Origin of the sequence: Wolbachia endosymbiont of Oedothorax gibbosus (assembly GCF_936270145.1) — a bacterium.
Lineage (GTDB): Bacteria > Pseudomonadota > Alphaproteobacteria > Rickettsiales > Anaplasmataceae > Wolbachia.
This window is the reverse complement of sequence record NZ_OW370537.1, coordinates 1437153-1455737: the sequence shown is the minus strand read 5'-3', so window position 1 is coordinate 1455737 and position 18585 is coordinate 1437153. Positions and strand designations below refer to the sequence as shown.

The window sequence follows — 18585 nt, the reverse complement described above, 5'->3', positions numbered from 1 at the left end:
ATTATTTTTTAAAGAAAGCATCAATGCACGCATCTCGAAAGGCTTCATTTATATCAGGATGAGAGTGGCAAATTCTGTATATATCCTCTGCTGCTGCGCCATATGCCATTGCAACCGCTGCTTCGTTGATTAGCGTATCAGCGTATGCCCCTATGATATGCACACCGAGTATTGTATCTGCTCTGCTACAAGTCAGCACTTTCACGAATCCTTCAGCATCATCAGTGATTTTTGCTCTGCCATTTGCAGCAAATTGACACTTACCCACTTTGTATTCACGGCCAGCATTTTTGAGTTCCTCTTCGGTTTTACCAATCGAAGAAACTGCAGGGTGAGTGTAAATGACAGATGGTATGATTTCATAATCAACGTGAGGTAATTGTCCTGCTATTATTTCCGCAACTGCAACTCCCTCTTCCTCTGCTTTATGAGCAAGCATTGCTCCACCGATCACATCACCAATAGCAAATATTCCTTTCACATTAGTTTCATATCTGTTGTTAACTTGAACGAAACCACGATTATCTTTTTTTATTTTTTCAAGACCCTCAGTGCATGGTTTGCGCCCTGCCGCCACCAATACCTTATCCGCCTCTATAGTGTTTGTTTGATTATCTTTTACAGAGCAAACTTTCACACTCAAAGAGTTACTACTTTGTTTTATTCCCTCAACTTTAGTGCTAAGTAAAAATTTTATTCCTTGTTTTTGTAGACTAGAAAGTAGAGACTTACTTAATTCTCCATCCATTGCTGCAGCGATTCTGTCAAAAAATTCTACTACAGTGACTTCAGACCCTAGCCTGCTCCATACAGAAGACATTTCAAGCCCTATTGCCCCGGCTCCGATTACGACAAGTTTTTTTGGTACTTCAGTTAAAGATAGTGCACCAGTAGACGAAATAATGTCTTTCTCATCGATATTAATTCCTGGCAGAGAAATAACGTCAGAACCGGTTGCAATTACTATATTTTTTGCCTTCAGCACCTTACCTTCAACTGAAACCTCAAGATTACCTTGGTCAAAAGAAGCAAGCCCATTGACTTTAGTGATTTTGTGAAGGTTAAACAGATATTCTATACCTTTTCCAAGTTCCTGAACTCTGGCATCCTTATAGCCTAGCATTTCTTTTAAGTCGAAACTTGCGTCCTTAATTTTTATGCCAAGCTTTGACAGATCATTTTTCGTGTGAGCATACTGATAGGAAGAGTGGAGCAATGCTTTGGAGGGTATGCACCCCACTCGCAGGCATGTGCCACCAAAAATGCTATTTTTATCTATACAGGCAACTTTCAATCCAAGTTTTGCAGCAGCGATAGCACACTTATAACCGCCTGGACCACCACCTATAACAATCAGATCATAATCAATCATAAAGAACAAACCTATTTTCTAAAGAATAAACACCATTTCCCTCAGTTGTTACATATATTTTATCGTTAGTAAACACTGGAGTGTGAAACACATTACCAGGTACTTTGACTACCTTTCCTGCACTTTCAGATCCAGGAAAAGCAAGCATTGAACCTTTATTGCTTGTCACCCACAGTGTATGGGCATGAATAATTGGAGCAAACAATTGCGTATTTTCTATTAAATCAGATGCCCAGACTGTTTCTCCATTTTTTATATCCAGGCCAATTATTTTATTATCTTTGGTCACTATAAAGATTCTGCCACCGGCTCTTTGTTTCTCTGCAGGGATAAGAGGACTGTAATATGATTCAATGTCTGATACACTTTTTACTTGCAGTGACTTTGACCATAAAATATTTCCTGATTTTACGTCAATACCATAAATATAAGAATTATTTGTAGCTATTAAAGTATCGCCAAGCACTCTCGGTGTAGTAGTTACATCTGTGAGCTGTGTATCCAAAAGGTTTGTAGCCAATTTTTGGCTCCACAATTTTTTACCATCTTCGTCAAAAGCTATTAACTCACCATTTGAAAATGGTGCTATTATTTTATCATTAGAAATTGCTGGCGATATGGAATACAAACCTCGAACCTCATTGATACCGTTTTGATAAGTCCAAACGGAGCTGCCGTCTTTTATATCAAACACGTACAGATAATTATCAATAGTCAATACTACCAATTTATTATTTATTACTGCTGCTTTCCCTCTTACTGGAGCTCTCAATTCTTTTTCCCACTGAATCTCGCCGGTTTTTGCATCTATTGTGTGTAGAACGTTATCCACTATAAAGAAAACATTTCCTCCGTGACACAATAGGCTCATGTTACCAATTTTTTTCCTATGTGAGAGGTGTAATTTCCAATTCATAGCCTTTGAGTTATCAATATCAAAGGAATATAAAGCGCCGTGCTTGTCTGGTAAAATAACGCTATTTTCTGTAAGCACTGGAGCTACATATCCTTGAGATAGTTTTTTATCCACTAGACTTATTCGCTCACTTGCCATTGTATAGTTGCTACACAGTAACATTATTATAATAATTATTACTTTCATTACTTAGTTGAGAACAAGATTTATTAATATACATACTAGAAATCTTAATCACAATGAAAATGTTCTTGTTGTACGTTGAAACATTGATTTATGAACAAAATATCACATTATTATGTAAAACTATACTCTTAGAGCTCATCCACTATGCGGCAACTTGCATAGCTGTACGAACATTCATTTTTGAAGGTAAACTGCACAGCAAATGGTGTCATGCAAGTAGCTGACACTGGAATGACAACATTCGTTTCGTTAAACACAAATGTTCATGCAGTGATGTGATCTTCATTAGTTACATCTGCAATCAGGCTTCCTAAAAATACTTTGTAGCCAATCAATCCTTGAGTATAAAAAAAATTCCTTTAATAATAAGGCATGCTAATCAGGAATTTAATCAAACAAGCAACGGGAGTAGGAAGCAGTGAAAATGCAATACGGTATGTCGAATATCTCTATCAATTTGAGAAGTTTAGAAACACATTAAACCTCACTTTATCACTAATAAAGCAAAACAGGCTCTCATTTGAAATATACCAAGAGGGATTAGTGGATATGGAAGAGGGAATGTGTAAGACAATCAGGTCTTCCAGTGTAAATAGATATGTTATTGTGCTAAGAAGGTCAAACCCATACATTATAGTGCATGAACTTTCACATATGGTTGAAAATGAACTGAACTTAAGTTTAGAACAGGAATTTCTCCATAAAGTTTATCAAGATATTGAGCAGAACCTAAAGCAAGCAAATATTCTTGTACAGAAAATTATCGGCCAAGTTATATTTAAGGAGATACAGGCTTATCAAACTGCAAAATCACGTGCATCTGAATTATTTGCACGCTATTTTGAGCTATTTGCTTGGGCGCAGGAAGTTTACCCTAAAGACAAAGAATACTTAATCCGCACTCAAGATTTAAACAAAGTGTTCCTTGCTACTGACCAATGGAAAAAGAGCTACCTTGATCCACAAATAATGGAGAGAATAGATAAGGAAATCAAGGAGTACAGCAATAAAACTGCCACTAAAGACGTAACCAAAGTGCAAAGCAGTTGGACTAACAAATTTTCTCCTGGGGGCAAAAAAATTAGCTCTATATTTGGAGATGATGATTAGCTTATAGTGCAGGTTTTCCTACGTCATACCGCAATTCATTCCACGACTGTACGAACGTCTAGTTTAGTGATAAAATGTATATAACTATTGATGTCATTCGAGCATTTACATTTGTTACATCAGCACTCACATTTGTCATCTCAGTCTCCTCTTCCTGTCATCCCAGTGCGTGACACTGGGATCTAAATTTTATGAAAAACTATTATATTTATATACTTGCAAGTAGACACAATAAGGCTATATATATATAGCTAAAGTGACTTAGGTTTACCGATAATTTGAAAAACAAAAATTCGTCATTCCGCTACGTGTTAGCGGAATCTATGCTGAGATACCGCGAATAAATCGCGGTATGACCTAGGAAAACCTTTCTTGGGTTAGCTATAGGTGTTACATCGAGTTTAATTAAACGAATTTGGGAGCATAAGAACAAGGTTATTCCCGGTTTTACGTCGAAATATAATGTACAAAAATTAGTTTATTTTGAAGAATTTCAAGACGTAGATTCGGCTCTTAATAGAGAAAAACTTCTAAAAAGTTGGAGAAGGGAATGGAAAATCAATTTAGTTGCAAGAAAAAATCCAAATTGGTGTGATTTATATTACGAAATTACTAAGTGAGATCCCAGTGTCACGCACTGGGATGACGAGAGAGGAGACCTGGAATAACAAGAAAGTACTCCATCTCAATGGCGCAATGTTCATACGATTGTAGATTCATTTGCGATATTTCATCAGCTAACAAGCAGCGGAATGACGGTTGTCGGTAAATCTTTTAGCTATAGAAGTTAACTTTGCAGTTAACTTCTATAGCGTTTCAAAGTATAGTTTTGGTAATACAGTAACTAAATATAAATGAAAACCATTTTAGCTGTTGAAACAAGCTGCGATGAAACTGCAGTAGCGATTGTAAATAGTGACAAGCAAGTCCTTGCTCACGAAATTCTCTCCCAAGCAGAACACAAAAAACGTGGTGGGGTGATCCCTGAAATAGCTTCACGTGCTCATATGGAACATTTAAGTGGTCTGATAAAAAGCGCTGTAAAAAAATCTAACCTTAACTTTTGTGACCTCAATGCAATTGCAGCAACATCAGGACCAGGACTCATAGGTGGATTAATAGTTGGTACAATGATGGCTAAAGCAATTGCGCATGTAGCACAAAAACCGTTCATTGCGGTGAATCACTTAGAAGCGCATGCATTGGTTATTAGGTTACTGCATGAGGTAAGATTTCCATTTTTAGTCCTATTAATATCAGGTGGTCACTGTCAATTTTTAATTGCACAGGATGTAGGTAAATACATTAAACTTGGAGAAACGCTCGATGACTCGCTGGGTGAAGCGTTCGATAAAGTTGCAAAGATGATGGGTTTAAGCTATCCTGGAGGCCCATTAATTGAAAAGTTAGCTAAAAAAGGCAATGGTGCAAGATTTAAATTGCCAAGGGCAATGATAAAACGTTCTGGATGTAATTTTTCATTTTCTGGAATTAAAACAGCAGTAAAAAATTTAGTGCAAGAACTGAAAATGAGCGAGCAAGATGTGTGTGATGTATGTGCTTCGTTTCAAGAGTGTATTAGTGACATACTGCTGGACAGGGTTAGTAATGCGATTATTATGGCCGAATCTTTAAATATCAAAATCAATGACTTTGTGATTACCGGCGGAGTTGCAGCAAATAATTTCTTGAGAGAAAAATTAAAACAACACATAAACTTAAACATATTTTTTCCCCCTAACAACCTATGTACAGACAATGCAGTAATGGTTGGATGGGCAGGAATTGAAAGGTTACAGAAAAATTATATAGATCCACTTAATTTTGCACCAAGACCAAAGTGGGAATTGGAAAGTTATTAAAAGCTCTCAATTCTGAATTAGGTAATGAAGGTAAGATTTCACGACGTCATACCGCCACGGTATCTCTTAGCCGCTAACACGTAGCGGAATGACAGCAGTCCTACGTCATACCGCCGCGGTATCTCTAGATCTCGCTAACACGTAGTGGGATGACGGTTGTCAAGGTGTCATCCCAGTGTCTACAGTTTTTTGTCTTCTTACCCTATCTTGCCACTTTTCTGAACAGATATCCTGTTCTTTAGTTTTGTGATTATTTTCGTCTAGGTAAGATTGTGGAGTATTCGTTGCAGTATTTGGTTGTTCAATTACGCTAGTTGATTCTTTAGATATACTATCTCCTTCAAATTTTCCATCTCGTATAGCTTCCCAAACACTTTTTCCTCCTAAAAGACAACTTTCTCCTAAATTTTCCCTCTTATCTTCTAACTCGTTAAGCCTTGCTTCGCTCTCCTTATCAATCTTTACTTCTATTTCATTACTATCTTCCTTAGGATTTAGATGAATACTGATTTTTCCTGCTTCACTATCAAAAGATAATGTTACACCTTGCTTACAAACATCCAGATAATTTCTTTTTCCGTTGTAGCTTTCAACTCTTACTATACTTTTCCCAATTTGCAGTATACCAACTCTTAAGTTTAAACCTTTATTCTTTTCATTGCTTAGGATTTTTGCAACTTCAACAGTACTATCTTGTGGATATTTTATACAAAAACATCCATTATCTATCTCTACTTCTAACTTATCTTTTTGGGTTTGCTTATTTTTGTTTACAATACTTTCATATGCTACATTTTTTAGATTGTTTTTAATTTTCTCACATTTCGCAAGGATACTATTTTCATAATTAGAATCAAGAGTTACATGTCCTAGCTCACCCTCAGAGAAGATATATTTTGCTACTTTCCCACCTTTTAACAATAAACTGTCAATGATCTCCTTCATGATTTTTTCACTTTCATCTGATAATACTTCTTTATCAAAATCAGAATGATCAATTCTATTGATAGGGGACATACCTTCATTGAGAGTAGCGTGCACCACTTCCTCAAATACTAAATTTGTTACAGTTTTATCATGCCCACCGTAAAGTGCATTTAGTCTTATCCCTTTCTCTAAATATCTCTTTGTTATTTCTTGAATAAACCTTAAAGCACTTTCTTGGTCCTTTGTTTCTTTCACACCCTTCTCCACCTCACCACAAAATTCATCAATCAGCTTCTCTTCATTTTCAGTTAATGGTATTCCTAGATCCATTAAAAGTGAGCCACCTTCCAAAAAAAAAGAATAATCTGAATCATGATCACTAGAGTTCTGTCGCCAATTATCACTTTCGTGTTCATCTGTTTTGTTTGACAAATCATCGAAAGAGAACTTCATCGGATCTTTATATTACTTTTAACATTTTGTGGATCTATTATTTGTTGCTTTTTTATCTTATTCTTAGTCATGTTATATAACCATTACCCATTAATTCTTTGATCAATACTATAATACATAGGCAAGTCAGTAAAGAAATTTGACTTACATTACTCTACCACGATTTCGAGATAGAGCAATGAATTATTTTAGTTTTGATATTTAAATGTTTTGTATCTGCTGTAATGATTTCACTTCCAATTTGCTATTCTTTACATATTGAATTGCAAGCACTAACGCTTTACTCCCAGAAGCTGTGGTGCTATAAGCTATATTTTGTAAAATAGCAGTTCTCCTGATATCTTTGCTATCTGAGACTGATTTCACACCTTTTGAGGTATTGATCACTAGATTTATTTTTCCATCTTTGAGCATATCAACTATGTGGGGTCTGCCTTCTCTCACTTTATTTACAGCTTTTGCAGCAATACTGTTATTGTTCAGATACAAAGCCGTGCCTTTGGTGGCATATATTTCAAAACTCAGTTCTTTCAACATTCGTACAACAGGCAATATATACTCTTTATCATCATCTTTTACTGAAACCAGAGCTGCTCCTTCTGTTGGTAACTTGTATCCTGCAGCCATGTGCACTTTTGCAAGTGCAGCTTCGAAAGATGAATCAATTCCCATTACTTCTCCTGTTGATTTCATTTCAGGACCAAGTAAAGTATCAACTCCTGCAAAGCGGGTAAATGGAAAAACAGCAGCTTTAACTGCAAAATGATTGAAAGGCTTGTTTCCCTGATTCAATTTTTTACCCAAAATAACCTGAGTGGCAAGCTTTGCAATAGGAATATTGATTACCTTGGAAATAAAAGGAACTGTACGGCTAGCCCTTAAATTCACTTCAAGTATGTATACATCACTCTCTTGAACAGCAAACTGAATGTTTATCAGACCTTTCACTTTTAATGCTAATGCTATTCTTTCAGTTTGGAGCTCGATCTCTTTTATTACTTCGTCACTCAATGTATTTGTCGGTATTGAGCATGTTGAATCGCCAGAGTGAATACCAGCTTCTTCAATATGCTCCATGACCGCTGCAATGAAAACTTTTTCCCCATCACACACAGCATCAACGTCAACCTCAACTGCATTGACTAAAAATTTATCAAGAAGCAGCGATCCGTGTTCAAAAATTTTGGTTTGATTCAAGACATACTCTTTAAAGCTCTGAGTATCGTGTCTAATTGACATAGACTGACCGCCGAGGACATATGATGGCCTGACTACTAGTGGAAACCCCACCTTTTCTGCGTTGGTTAACGCTTCTTCTACTGAATGGCAGATAGAACTTTCAGGTTGTTTTAAATTAAGTTGCAAAGCAAGATTTTTAAACCTCATGCGATCTTCTGCAAGGTCAATAGAATCAAACGAAGTTCCCAGAATTTTGAAACCTCTCTCGTTAAGCACTTTGGCTAACTTTAAAGGTGTTTGACCACCTATTTGAACTATGACACCTACTAGTATGCCATTTTCTTGCTCTTTACTTAGTATTTCAAGCACATCCTCTGCAATGAGTGGGGCAAAATATAAACGATCAGCGGTATCATAATCAGTTGAGACGGTTTCTGGATTACAGTTGATCATTATTGTTTCATATCCCATTTCTTTGGCGGCAGAAGCTGCATGTACGCATGCATAATCAAATTCAATACCTTGACCAATGCGGTTTGGACCACTTCCTAAAATGACAACCTTTTCTCGGTCAGAAATATTTGCCTCACATTCCGTTTTATTTTCAACATCACCCTCATAGCAGCCATACATATAAGCAGTGCTCGATTCAAACTCAGCTGCACAGGTGTCTACACGTTTATAAACTTGTTTAATGCCAAATCTTTTTCTTATTGCTTCAATCTGCTCTACTTTCTTGTTGCTTAACTTTGCCAACCTTGCATCCGAGAATCCCATCTTTTTTAGTTCTAATATTTCACATGCAGTCTCAGGAAGGCCGTTTTCCTTGATTTTTTGTTCAGCTAATATAATTTGCTGCATATTTTGCAGAAACCATAAGTCATATCCTGTAATCGAATTTATTTCTTCTATGCTAATTCCGTGGCGCATTGCGTCAGCAGCAATCAGTAATCTGTTTGGCAGCAATTTTGCTAATTGAGATTTTACGTGATCAATATCAATGTTCCCAGGAAATACTTCATCAAGTCCTGTAAGATCAGTTTCAAGTGAACGAAAAGCTTTCTGCAGTGACTCATTAAAAGTGCGGCCGATCGACATTACTTCTCCCACTGATTTCATGGAGGTTGATAATTCACAATTCGTTCCCTTAAATTTTTCAAACTCAAATCGAGGAATTTTAGTGACGATATAATCAATCACTGGTTCGAATGCTGCTGGTATTATTGGAGCACAGTCGTTACGTATTTCATCGAGCGAATAGCCAATAGCAAGTTTAGTTACAACTTTTGCAATAGGATAGCCGGTTGCTTTTGAAGCAAGTGCAGAAGAGCGAGAAACCCTTGGATTCATTTCAATTACAACGAGGCTTCCATCTTCTTTAGGATTCACTGCAAACTGAACATTTGCACCGCCGGCACTAACATCAATTTCTCTTAGCACTGCTATAGATGCATTTCTCATCTGTTGATATTCAGCATCACGCAGAGTCAAAGCAGGAGCAACTGTGATACTATCTCCGGTGTGCACTCCCATTGGATCAACATTTTCTATTGAACAGATTATTATGCAGTTATCTTTACAGTCGCGGATAACTTCCATTTCATATTCTTTCCAGCCAATAATTGATTCATCTATCTGAACTTCATTTATTGGCGAAATTTTAAGAGCACTTTCTGCAATGTTAAAAAACTCCTCTTTATTATATGCTATGCCACTACCTGTGCCACCAAGAGTGAATGACGAGCGGATAATTGCTGGTAATCCAATGTAATCCAAAGCCTCTTTTATTCGTTCTTGATTTTTTATAATGATACTTTTGGGGTATTTCAGTCCTATTTTATCCATGGATTGGCGGAATGACTCTCTATCCTCTGCTTTTTTTATTGCTTCTTTATTTACCCCTATTAATTCTACGTTGTATTTGTCTAACACTCCATCATCTGCAAGTTTTATTGCACAATTGAGTGCTGTTTGCCCACCCATTGTTGGCAATATTGCATCTGGCCTCTCCTTAATTATAATTTTCTCTATGATTTCAGGCAGCACCGGCTCAATATATGTTGCATCAGAAAACTCAGGATCTGTCATTATAGTTGCAGGGTTGGAGTTAACCAAAATGACTTTATAGCCTTCGCTCTTTAATACCTTGCAACTTTGAGTTCCTGAATAATCAAACTCGCATGCCTGACCTATAACTATTGGGCCTGCTCCTATTACTAATATAGATTCTATATCTGTGCGTTTCGGCATAATTACAATAACGATCTCTATTCAAGTAATGTTACCAATCTTTCCTATAAATGTGAATTTTTATTGGACTTATATAGCAACTACTTTTAGGCTTACTGTACGAACATTGCAATTTGCAGGTGGCAAGTGGTGTCATGCAAGTAGCTTGGCACTGGAATCCAGCTTTCCTAGCGGACTCAAATCACAATGTTCGCACAGTTGTGGGATTATTGTATAATTAAATACTTTTTCAAACTAATGAAGCTTGAAAGCGGATCACCTTTCATGGCCCGTGTTTACTTCATTTACTTTAGGAGTGTTAACAGGCGTTATTGCCGGGTTCTCAAGCTTTGTTGCCTGCTTCAAACCCTCGCTTATACTTTTGTCCTGATTTAAAATTTTATCAAAGTTCTTACTTTGTTGATGACCATTCACCACGCTGATTTCTAAGCCGGGACTTTTATAATTGAAAGACTCACCAGGTTGGACACTATATTCCTTACCATTAATATTTAAGTTAATCGCATTAGCAATATTGGGAGAAGCTGTGTCTCGTTGTAAATGTTGTTCTGTTTCAGGTCTTAATTGATTTTGGACATTATATTCCCTGCCAGTAACGTTTAAGTCAATTGTATTAGCAGTATGGGGAGAAATTGTATCTCGCTGCAGATTTTCAGGACTATTGTATGTAATACTAATGTTGAGAGCTTTATCCTGATAATTAAAAGCCTTTTCCGGTTCTAGGTCAAATCTCTTTCCGTTTATATTTATAAAGGAACTCTGATCCATACTTTTTTGTTGCACCTCATTATTTAGTGTATTTCTTTGAGCAGCTTCTCTCATGTCATGAGTATTCTCTACGCTCTTTTCATCTTCACCTAAAAGTTTTTCTAATATTTTCTTAACAAAGCGCTTCAGAAGACTCAAAAACCCTTCTTCTTTTTGATTTTCTTGTGGCTGAGGTGTGTTATCTTTTTTGCCTGGCTCAGTGTTGAGCTTCTCTTTTACAGAACTCTTGCTCACTGAGGGACTAACGTTGTGCTCTGATGCTGTTTGCACAGAAGCTTCAGTAGTCTTTTTTTGTGTATTATGTTCAAGGTCTTTAACTGCTGTTGTAGTTTTTCTCGGAGTGTCTTGAAATTCTTTATTATCACGCAACCCTTCAATCCTTGGTGGTTGCCCAGCTTCTTGCGGTATTATACCCAATCTACTTCTTTTACTTGTACCAAACTCTTTCCTTAACTCTTGTGTTGATCGTTCAAGTTTATCTATTTCTTTGTCGTTCTGTTTTTGTCGTCTTTCAAGTTCTTTGTTTAACTTTGCAATATTTTCCATTTTATTCTTAAGCTCCTTACTTTTCATAGCTTTTAGAGCCTCTGTTCCTTTTGCGATTTGATCAACCTTTTCTTCTAATGAAGTACCTTCTGGAAAGGCACCTGGAGGACGTTCAAAAACATCTTTAAATTTTTTTTCAACACTTTCTTGAGATGTATTTTTAACCTGAGCCATACCTGTTACCTATTAAAACATATCATATAACCAGTATATTAGCTAATTATATAAAAAACAGTTAACATAACTTGTGGTAGAGCGTCCATTTATATTTTTTTTATTAAAATGTTATTTACTTATTAATTTAAAATATATAACAATATAGAAATGAAAAATAGCCCATTAGCAGTAGTATTCGATTGGGATAATACCTTAGTTGACACTCAAGATAATATTTTTAATGCTATTAAGCATACCATAAATTCAATGGGGTATAGTAATAGAGCTGCTGATAGAAATTCCCATGAGTCGAGAAAGAGCTATATGGTCAATTTATTTGGCGATCAGTGGAAAAAAGCAAATCAGATATATCAACAATATTTAGATGATGCACTATTGCAAAACATCGCTCTGAATCAAGGAGTAGAGAAAATGTTGCAGACACTGAAAAGCCACAATATTTATCTAGCAATAGTAAGTAATAAGAAAAATACTAATTTACGTGAAGAAGTTACCTATTTTAAACTGGATTCTTACTTTGAAAGAGTGGTTGGGTCATGCGATACCGCAGAAGATAAACCATCTGCAACCCCACTACTATTTGCACTAGAAGAGAGTACGTTGCCTATAAATAGAGAAAACGTGTTTTTTGTTGGTGATAGCATCACAGATGTTCTGTGTGCGCAAAATGCCAATTGTTTACCTATTATATACGGCCAATCAATCAGCGGTTATGAAGATTTGTTATGTTTTCAACATTTTGATAAACTTACAGATTTTATAATAAAGTATTTAGAAGATAGGTAATGACAGAGATTGCCAGTATACAAAGGCGCCTTTGCGCATATTTAATAGATGTAGCAATTTTATTAATTCCAACTTTATTAATTATACTGCTATTAGAGGATTCTCCGTTGATCTTACATCTATCATACATGTGTGTAAATTGTAGTTACTTCACATATTTTATATCTTCAAAGACCCAAGCAACTCCAGGTCAACAGTTAATGAATATATATACTATCAATTTAGATGATTCTAAAATAGACTTGAATTTAGCGTTTGACAGAAGCACTTCCCAGTTTTTTCTTCCTTTGTTAAACAGTGTAGTAGTTGTCCTTACTGAATTTTTGCAAGATCAGGAGGTATTAGTGAATGTCTTGAGCGCATTGAAAGTAATTATAGTGCTGCTCACTCTCTATTGGTATCTAGTTGCTTGCTTCTCTAAGAAAAAACAGACATACCACGACATGCTATTTAATACGGTTGTTATCAAAGGAACTATTAAATGAGTTGCTATAACTATCGTTATTATATAAATTATGCTGATAAATTGAACTAAGGGAAGATTATGAATGAAGAGATAGTAAAATATTTGAATAAATTATTGACCAATGAGCTGACTTCTGTACGCCAGTACCTTTTACATTTTGCAGTCCTCCAAAACAATGGAATTAATAGATTTGCAGAAAAGGTAAAAAATGAGCTTAACGAAGAACTTGAACATGCAAGCAAGTTGGCAGAAAGGATTTTGTTGCTTAAAGGTGTACCAAATTTTCAAGATACAAATGAAATATCAAAGTATGATGGAAAGTTTACAAAAGACACAATACGGAAAATCTTAGAAGCTAATTTGAAATTAGAGGGAAAAGGTATTAAGGATATCAAAGAAACGATTTCTATCGCTGAGAAAGAAAAAGATTTTGTTAGTGTAATGTTATTAGAAGAGATGTTAGAAAATGAAGAAGAGCATTTCCATTGGATTGAGAAACAGATCGATATTATTGAACTAATGGGTGTTGAAAACTATTTAAGAACACAAATATAGAGTGTTAAAAAAAATAGTATTTATTTTAATGATACCTTGCTCACTTCTTTTTTTATTAGGATTATGGCAAGTATTCAGATTGAACTGGAAGAATAATATTATTAAAAGTATGAGTCTTCCAGTTGTTCATCTATTGCCCAATGATGATCTTGCGCAATTTAACTACAGGCACATCAAGATCGATGGGATTCTAAGTGACATAGAACTATATGTTTTTGCAGGACAACATGGCTATCATGTGTTGTCTCCTATGCTACTTACTACTGGAAATTATATGCTAGTGAACAAAGGAATAGTTAAAGAAAAAAAAGAGGAAAGAGCAAAAATTGAAAAAGTAGCTGCAGGTGGAGTTTTATATTGCAATAGCAGTAAAAGCAAAAATTGGTTTATCAAGAACGATACTGCTTCGAATACATGGTTTACCTTAAGTACAGAGGAAATTTCCAATGAGTTAGGTATTAAGCTAGAGAAGTGTGTATTATGGCCGAACAATTTTGGTAGCAAATTAGCTATACAGCCAATGAAGCATTTGGAATATGCAATCACTTGGTTTGCACTTTCCTTAACTTGGTTGATTATGTGCGTAATTTACCATAGGCAAAACCTCAATAAAGCTTGAAGCTTTCTGTACATAAAATTAGAGGTATCTGTTCAGACAATGGCGTCAACTTAAGGGAAAATATCAGTGATTGTGTATAAAATTTTTCTCTAAATTTTTTATCATTAAATTATCCAAAGAGTGCAATAAACAGCACTTTTGTTTCTGTTTTATTTCAGCAAAAAAGTTTAAAATGTGTCCTTAAGTTGACGCCATTGTCTGCTCTCCCTCGTCATACCGTCACGGTATCTCCAGATCCTGCTAACAAGTAGCGGGATGACGAATTACTTAACCATCATCTACACCGTCATACCGCCGCAGACCGTCATACCGCGATTCATTCGCGGTATCTCATCCGCTAACAAGAGATCCCGCTGCGGGATGACGATTGTCGGTGAACCTAAGTTACTTTAGCTATAAACATTAATAAATTTACCAAATGAAAAAAAAGGCAAAAGAAGCCCTAGTCATTGTTTATTTTCAGTATCGGCGTTCTTTAAGTCTTAAACACTGCAATTTAGCTGCTTTTAAACGCAACTAACTTAAGCTATAAATGTTTAAGAAATTTACCAGCAGAAAAAAAAGACAAAGAATCCCCGGAGTAGCTAGTTATTCCACTCTTTATTTTAAAATTTGACGTTGGGTGATGTCTTAAACGCTTTATAAGCGCTTTTCAGCTTATGTGGGTAAAAACCCAAAATTTTTATAAAGACATAGTATGCACATAGTGCAAAAATTAAACAATAGTACGCCAAATACAAGTCTTCTTGTCATTTTAATCTGCACAGATTGGGAAGTTAAATAATATAGCTTCAATTTCATGATAAGGGCGCTGGCGAAGTTTGTCAAGGAAGTTTTTGTAGCTCTCATGATTTAAAAAGCTGGGTTCCAGCGTTACGTGCTGAAATGACAGATTGCAATACCTGACCTAGGTGCACAAAAAAATCTTAACGTTTAACACATTTTTCATATTACACACCATACAATTGATAAATAAAATAATGAATAGATTTATATAATTTTTAGAGGCTACCAATGGTCAACGATAAGATTACTTTGAACTTTGAGATAGAAAAAGGTGAAGCTATAGATCGATACTACTTTTCTGTACGTATAAAGCTTACAAACGAAAGCAAAAATCTTTTGCGTGAGAAGCTTGGCAGTACAATTCAACTCGATAATCTAGATGATCACTTCAATCTCAACCATGAAAATTTTTATATCTCTTATAACCAATATGGTGGCAGAAATGAGCTAACCGTTAGGGATGATAACGGTAGATATTTAACCTCCAATCTTCCACTCAATCATAACGGATTTTCAATAGAATTATCATCTGACGGAGCGTCAATTGCAGATTATGGCTTTTATCCTTTGGTTGTAATTTATAACCCAAATCACTATAATAAGGCAGAGGAAAAAAAATTTGATGATCATGGCACATTGCTACCAACTATATCAAACGTACTAGATAAATTACTAAGCAACACGAACGGCTTAACCACACAAGATGTATTACAAAACGTATTCTCACAGCTGCAGAAGAAAGATAATGAAGAAGCAGAAAGATTGGCAAGAGAAAGAGAAGAAGAAAGACAAAGGGAAGAAGAGTTAAATGAAAAGAACGAGGAATTAAAAGAACTTATAGAAAATGATGAGATTAAAATATTTCAAGTGATAAAAGGTCATGATATAGGCAATGGGCGTTCAGCAGTAATTTTACAACTTGATAGGAAGATAGTCCTTGATTCAAACAAATACTACATAGCAAAATATACACACCACCCAGAATGGGAAGGCGATGAATACTTGCATTTTGTTAGCCCTAGAGATGAGATGCTGGTTGATTATGAAAACTTGTTTTTTGTGCTCAATCAAAGCTCTTACTCTGGTTTTGAAAGTGGGTTTTATTCAGCAGACAGCACTGATCCCTATAATTACGCTAAGTATTCAAAAGAACCATATTTAAGTGGTGATCAGCTATCTGAAAAGTTATCTAATGAGTTGAAGGAAGATAGTAATCAGATAGATGCAGAAGTTATGTTTAGTGATCAACCTATGAACGAAGAAGTTACAGTGAAAAGTGAAGTCAAATCTAGAAAGAAAAGGGCAGTTGAAGAAGACGATAACGGAGAAACAGTTGGTAATTTAGCAAATATTCAAGCAAGAAGTGAGGACAAGAAAATAACGGCTGTGGAACGCCAAGAAAATTCTGTGTTGCAAAAAACTGCGCAAAAATTATTTCCTAATAAAGATGATATAGCAGTAAATGATAACCTAACTGCAGACAAAAATAATCTTGCACGTTTATTGCATATTGCTATTTCGAAAGGAAATGTTGATGAAGCAATGAGGCTTATCAAACAAGTAGGTACAGATATAACTTATATGGGCCGCAGCCCTTTATACTTTGCATCTGAAATTGGAAATTTCGATATGGTAAAGTTATTGATAGAACATGGTGTCACGCCTAATAATAGAGATGCTCTAGGTAGTACTCCATTGATAGTCGCTATTGGGAAAGGTGATGTAAAGATAGTGGAATATTTAATAAAAGCAGGTGCAAATGTTAACTTAAGCGATCAGTATGGTAATGTCCCTTTAGACTTTGCTCCTGGCAAAAATATGGAAATAGCAAAGCTTTTGATAGATGAAGGTGCTAGTTTCAATAGAGTGATGCATGTTGCTAGTATTGTAAACGATACAGAGTTGGTGAAATACTTGATAACAAAAGGTGTGGATGTAAATTGCAAAAGTAAGATCGGAGATACACCTTTGCACGATGCTGCTAATCGTGGTAATTTAGATATGGTGAAGTTATTGCTAGAATACGGCGCTGTACCTGACAGTAAAAATACTATAAATCGTACACCATTAATCTGCGCAGTCTCAAGAGGAGATACAGATATAGTCAAATACTTAATAGAAGCAGGTGCAGATGTAAATACTCAGATGACAGATGGATATTCACTTTTGCACAAAGCCGTTATCGGTGGAAATTTAGACATGATAAAACTTTTGATAAATAAGGGTGCTAAACTTGCAGCTTATAACAATTGTGGTGATACCCCTCTTGCTTTTGCTAAACAGCAAGGACAAATAGAAATAGTAAATTACATGGATAGTATAATATCAAATCTTTCACGTAGTAAAACTATATCTCTTGATAAAACTAATATAAATGTCAAATATGACCTGGCTGGTAACAAGCTGGATACAATAGAAAAAAGTATTAAAGACGCTATACAGGATTTCAAAGCCGCTTTTAATACCTCTGACCACGATATAAAGATCAACGCTTATATATTCAATAATCGAAATGATTTTAAAGAGTATTTGAAAAAAGTTGGATTCGATGCTGGTAATGATGTTAATGGTTATACAAAGATGATTGATCTAAGCAAGGGAAATGCTGCTGATGTTTATATCTACTTAGATAGTAGAGGCAATTTCAACCAGCACACGTTGGAACATGAGATAGGGCATGCAATGCACTTTGCAAATCTTGGTTTGAGCTATATTTTACCGAAAGCAATGCATGAAGCTATTGCTAACTATGTCGCTGGCTTAGAAAATGGCAGACATATCAATGATCATGGAGATAAGGAGGCTTTAGCTGAAATAAGAAATAAAAATCTTAAACCAGATGAAATACTACGTAATGATTATCAAGGAAAACATTATTATTCAGAAGCAGAGCAAGTAGTAAAGTTCCTTGAACATAAACATCCGGACTTGATTGATAATTTACTAAAGAGCCTTTCTACTTATGGATATCACGGTAGGCCTCAAGCTAATAAACTAGTTGAGGATTTTCTAACTGAGCTAAAAGGCTATGATCAAGAATTTAAAGAATGGGTTAAGGTTCAATTGAGCAGTAAAGAGCATTCACAACATAAGGACATGGAAGTTAACCAACCAACTATTAATTCGAATAATGATAATCAACATAGTGAACAACAAGGAAAATCGAGGCAAAAGAGAGAGATAGTTGATGAAGATGAACAAGAAACTGTTATGGCAAGTGTGATAGAAAATATGGATAAAAATTCTTATATTGAAGCAGAAATTTCTAACAGTGTTGCAAATTCACAATATCCCTTAAAAATAAGGATAGGAAGTCCTCTTGAAGTGGGAAAGTATAAGGTGGAGCTGCAAGTTACGGGTGAAGACATAGATAATTTTTATCAAAACTTAATAAGTCAGTGTATCGCTAAAAAATACACCTATGATCAAAAGATGATTATGTATAATAAAGTTTATGCACGAGATTCTAGCTATGATGGAAAGCTAATGCTTCTTCCTGAAGCTTATATTACAAACAATCACCTATTTATCGAGGATCATGATTTTGGAACTATAAGTGATTTCAATGAGATGTTCTATAAAAGTGATGAGTTTATGTAATTAACATTTTTATTAAAATATTAATTG

Annotated in this window: 13 protein-coding genes; 8 read left to right on the top strand and 5 right to left on the bottom strand. The window is 35.4% G+C overall.

Annotated features, from left to right (window positions below):
* Window position 1: 1 nt before the first annotated feature.
* Window positions 2–1372, bottom strand: coding sequence for a dihydrolipoyl dehydrogenase (gene lpdA, locus NBW37_RS07075; RefSeq protein ID WP_250296311.1), 1371 nt, complete (start codon window positions 1370–1372; stop codon window positions 2–4).
* Window positions 1365–2474: an outer membrane protein assembly factor BamB family protein gene (locus tag NBW37_RS07070; RefSeq protein WP_250296310.1), complete on the bottom strand. Its 1110-nt coding sequence runs from the start codon at window positions 2472–2474 to the stop codon at window positions 1365–1367. The genes lpdA and NBW37_RS07070 overlap by 8 nt, the downstream gene beginning before the upstream one ends.
* Before the next feature lie 372 nt (window positions 2475–2846).
* On the opposite strand from NBW37_RS07070, the gene NBW37_RS07065 reads away from it, so the two are divergent.
* The 3 genes from NBW37_RS07065 to tsaD all read left to right on the top strand — a co-directional run bounded on the left by NBW37_RS07065 (window position 2847) and on the right by tsaD (window position 5446).
* A complete protein-coding gene (locus NBW37_RS07065) occupies window positions 2847–3584 on the top strand; it encodes a WD_0702 family putative metalloprotease (protein ID WP_250296309.1) in 738 nt (245 codons plus the stop codon).
* 383 nt (window positions 3585–3967) lie between these two features.
* The gene (locus tag NBW37_RS07060) at window positions 3968–4204 is read left to right on the top strand and encodes a GIY-YIG nuclease family protein (protein WP_250297020.1); all 237 of its coding nucleotides are present in this window, start codon (window positions 3968–3970) and stop codon (window positions 4202–4204) included.
* A 234-nt stretch (window positions 4205–4438) separates the two neighbouring features.
* Window positions 4439–5446 carry a tRNA (adenosine(37)-N6)-threonylcarbamoyltransferase complex transferase subunit TsaD gene (gene tsaD, locus NBW37_RS07055; protein WP_250296308.1) on the top strand — a complete coding sequence of 336 codons (1008 nt, stop codon included), beginning with the start codon at window positions 4439–4441 and terminating at the stop codon, window positions 5444–5446.
* Between the two features lie 159 nt (window positions 5447–5605).
* Here tsaD and NBW37_RS07050 read toward each other — a convergent pair whose 3' ends face one another.
* From NBW37_RS07050 to NBW37_RS07040, 3 genes are all read right to left on the bottom strand, one after another.
* Window positions 5606–6805 carry a hypothetical protein gene (locus tag NBW37_RS07050; RefSeq protein ID WP_250296307.1) on the bottom strand — a complete coding sequence of 400 codons (1200 nt, stop codon included), beginning with the start codon at window positions 6803–6805 and terminating at the stop codon, window positions 5606–5608.
* 222 nt (window positions 6806–7027) lie between these two features.
* Window positions 7028–10255: a carbamoyl-phosphate synthase large subunit gene (carB, locus tag NBW37_RS07045; RefSeq protein ID WP_250296306.1), complete on the bottom strand. Its 3228-nt coding sequence runs from the start codon at window positions 10253–10255 to the stop codon at window positions 7028–7030.
* 255 nt (window positions 10256–10510) lie between these two features.
* Window positions 10511–11743 carry a hypothetical protein gene (locus tag NBW37_RS07040; protein WP_250296305.1) on the bottom strand — a complete coding sequence of 411 codons (1233 nt, stop codon included), beginning with the start codon at window positions 11741–11743 and terminating at the stop codon, window positions 10511–10513.
* 150 nt (window positions 11744–11893) lie between these two features.
* On the opposite strand from NBW37_RS07040, the gene NBW37_RS07035 reads away from it, so the two are divergent.
* From NBW37_RS07035 to NBW37_RS07015, 5 genes are all read left to right on the top strand, one after another.
* Window positions 11894–12532, top strand: a complete 639-nt coding sequence (locus NBW37_RS07035) for an HAD family hydrolase (protein ID WP_250296304.1) — start codon at window positions 11894–11896, stop codon at window positions 12530–12532.
* Window positions 12532–13017, top strand: a complete 486-nt coding sequence (locus NBW37_RS07030; RefSeq protein WP_250296303.1) for an RDD family protein — start codon at window positions 12532–12534, stop codon at window positions 13015–13017. Before NBW37_RS07035 ends, NBW37_RS07030 begins: the two co-directional genes overlap by 1 nt.
* Before the next feature lie 59 nt (window positions 13018–13076).
* Window positions 13077–13553 carry a bacterioferritin gene (gene bfr, locus NBW37_RS07025; RefSeq protein ID WP_250296301.1) on the top strand — a complete coding sequence of 159 codons (477 nt, stop codon included), beginning with the start codon at window positions 13077–13079 and terminating at the stop codon, window positions 13551–13553.
* 1 nt (window position 13554) lies between these two features.
* Window positions 13555–14172 (top strand): SURF1 family protein, encoded by a 618-nt coding sequence (locus NBW37_RS07020; RefSeq protein ID WP_250296300.1) that lies wholly within the window; start codon window positions 13555–13557, stop codon window positions 14170–14172.
* A 1014-nt stretch (window positions 14173–15186) separates the two neighbouring features.
* The gene (locus tag NBW37_RS07015; RefSeq protein ID WP_250296299.1) at window positions 15187–18558 is read left to right on the top strand and encodes an ankyrin repeat domain-containing protein; all 3372 of its coding nucleotides are present in this window, start codon (window positions 15187–15189) and stop codon (window positions 18556–18558) included.
* Window positions 18559–18585: the final 27 nt, after the last annotated feature.

Excerpts from the sequence above, each read along its gene's own strand:
- lpdA (WP_250296311.1), bottom strand. The coding sequence starts at position 1,372 with ATGATTGATTATGATCTGATTGTTATAGGTGGTGGTCCAGGCGGTTAT.
- NBW37_RS07070 (WP_250296310.1), bottom strand. The coding sequence starts at position 2,474 with ATGAAAGTAATAATTATTATAATAATGTTACTGTGTAGCAACTATACA.
- NBW37_RS07065 (WP_250296309.1), top strand. The coding sequence starts at position 2,847 with ATGCTAATCAGGAATTTAATCAAACAAGCAACGGGAGTAGGAAGCAGT.
- tsaD (WP_250296308.1), top strand. The coding sequence starts at position 4,439 with ATGAAAACCATTTTAGCTGTTGAAACAAGCTGCGATGAAACTGCAGTA.
- carB (WP_250296306.1), bottom strand. The coding sequence starts at position 10,255 with ATGCCGAAACGCACAGATATAGAATCTATATTAGTAATAGGAGCAGGC.
- NBW37_RS07040 (WP_250296305.1), bottom strand. The coding sequence starts at position 11,743 with ATGGCTCAGGTTAAAAATACATCTCAAGAAAGTGTTGAAAAAAAATTT.
- NBW37_RS07035 (WP_250296304.1), top strand. The coding sequence starts at position 11,894 with ATGAAAAATAGCCCATTAGCAGTAGTATTCGATTGGGATAATACCTTA.
- NBW37_RS07030 (WP_250296303.1), top strand. The coding sequence starts at position 12,532 with ATGACAGAGATTGCCAGTATACAAAGGCGCCTTTGCGCATATTTAATA.
- bfr (WP_250296301.1), top strand. The coding sequence starts at position 13,077 with ATGAATGAAGAGATAGTAAAATATTTGAATAAATTATTGACCAATGAG.
- NBW37_RS07015 (WP_250296299.1), top strand. The coding sequence starts at position 15,187 with ATGGTCAACGATAAGATTACTTTGAACTTTGAGATAGAAAAAGGTGAA.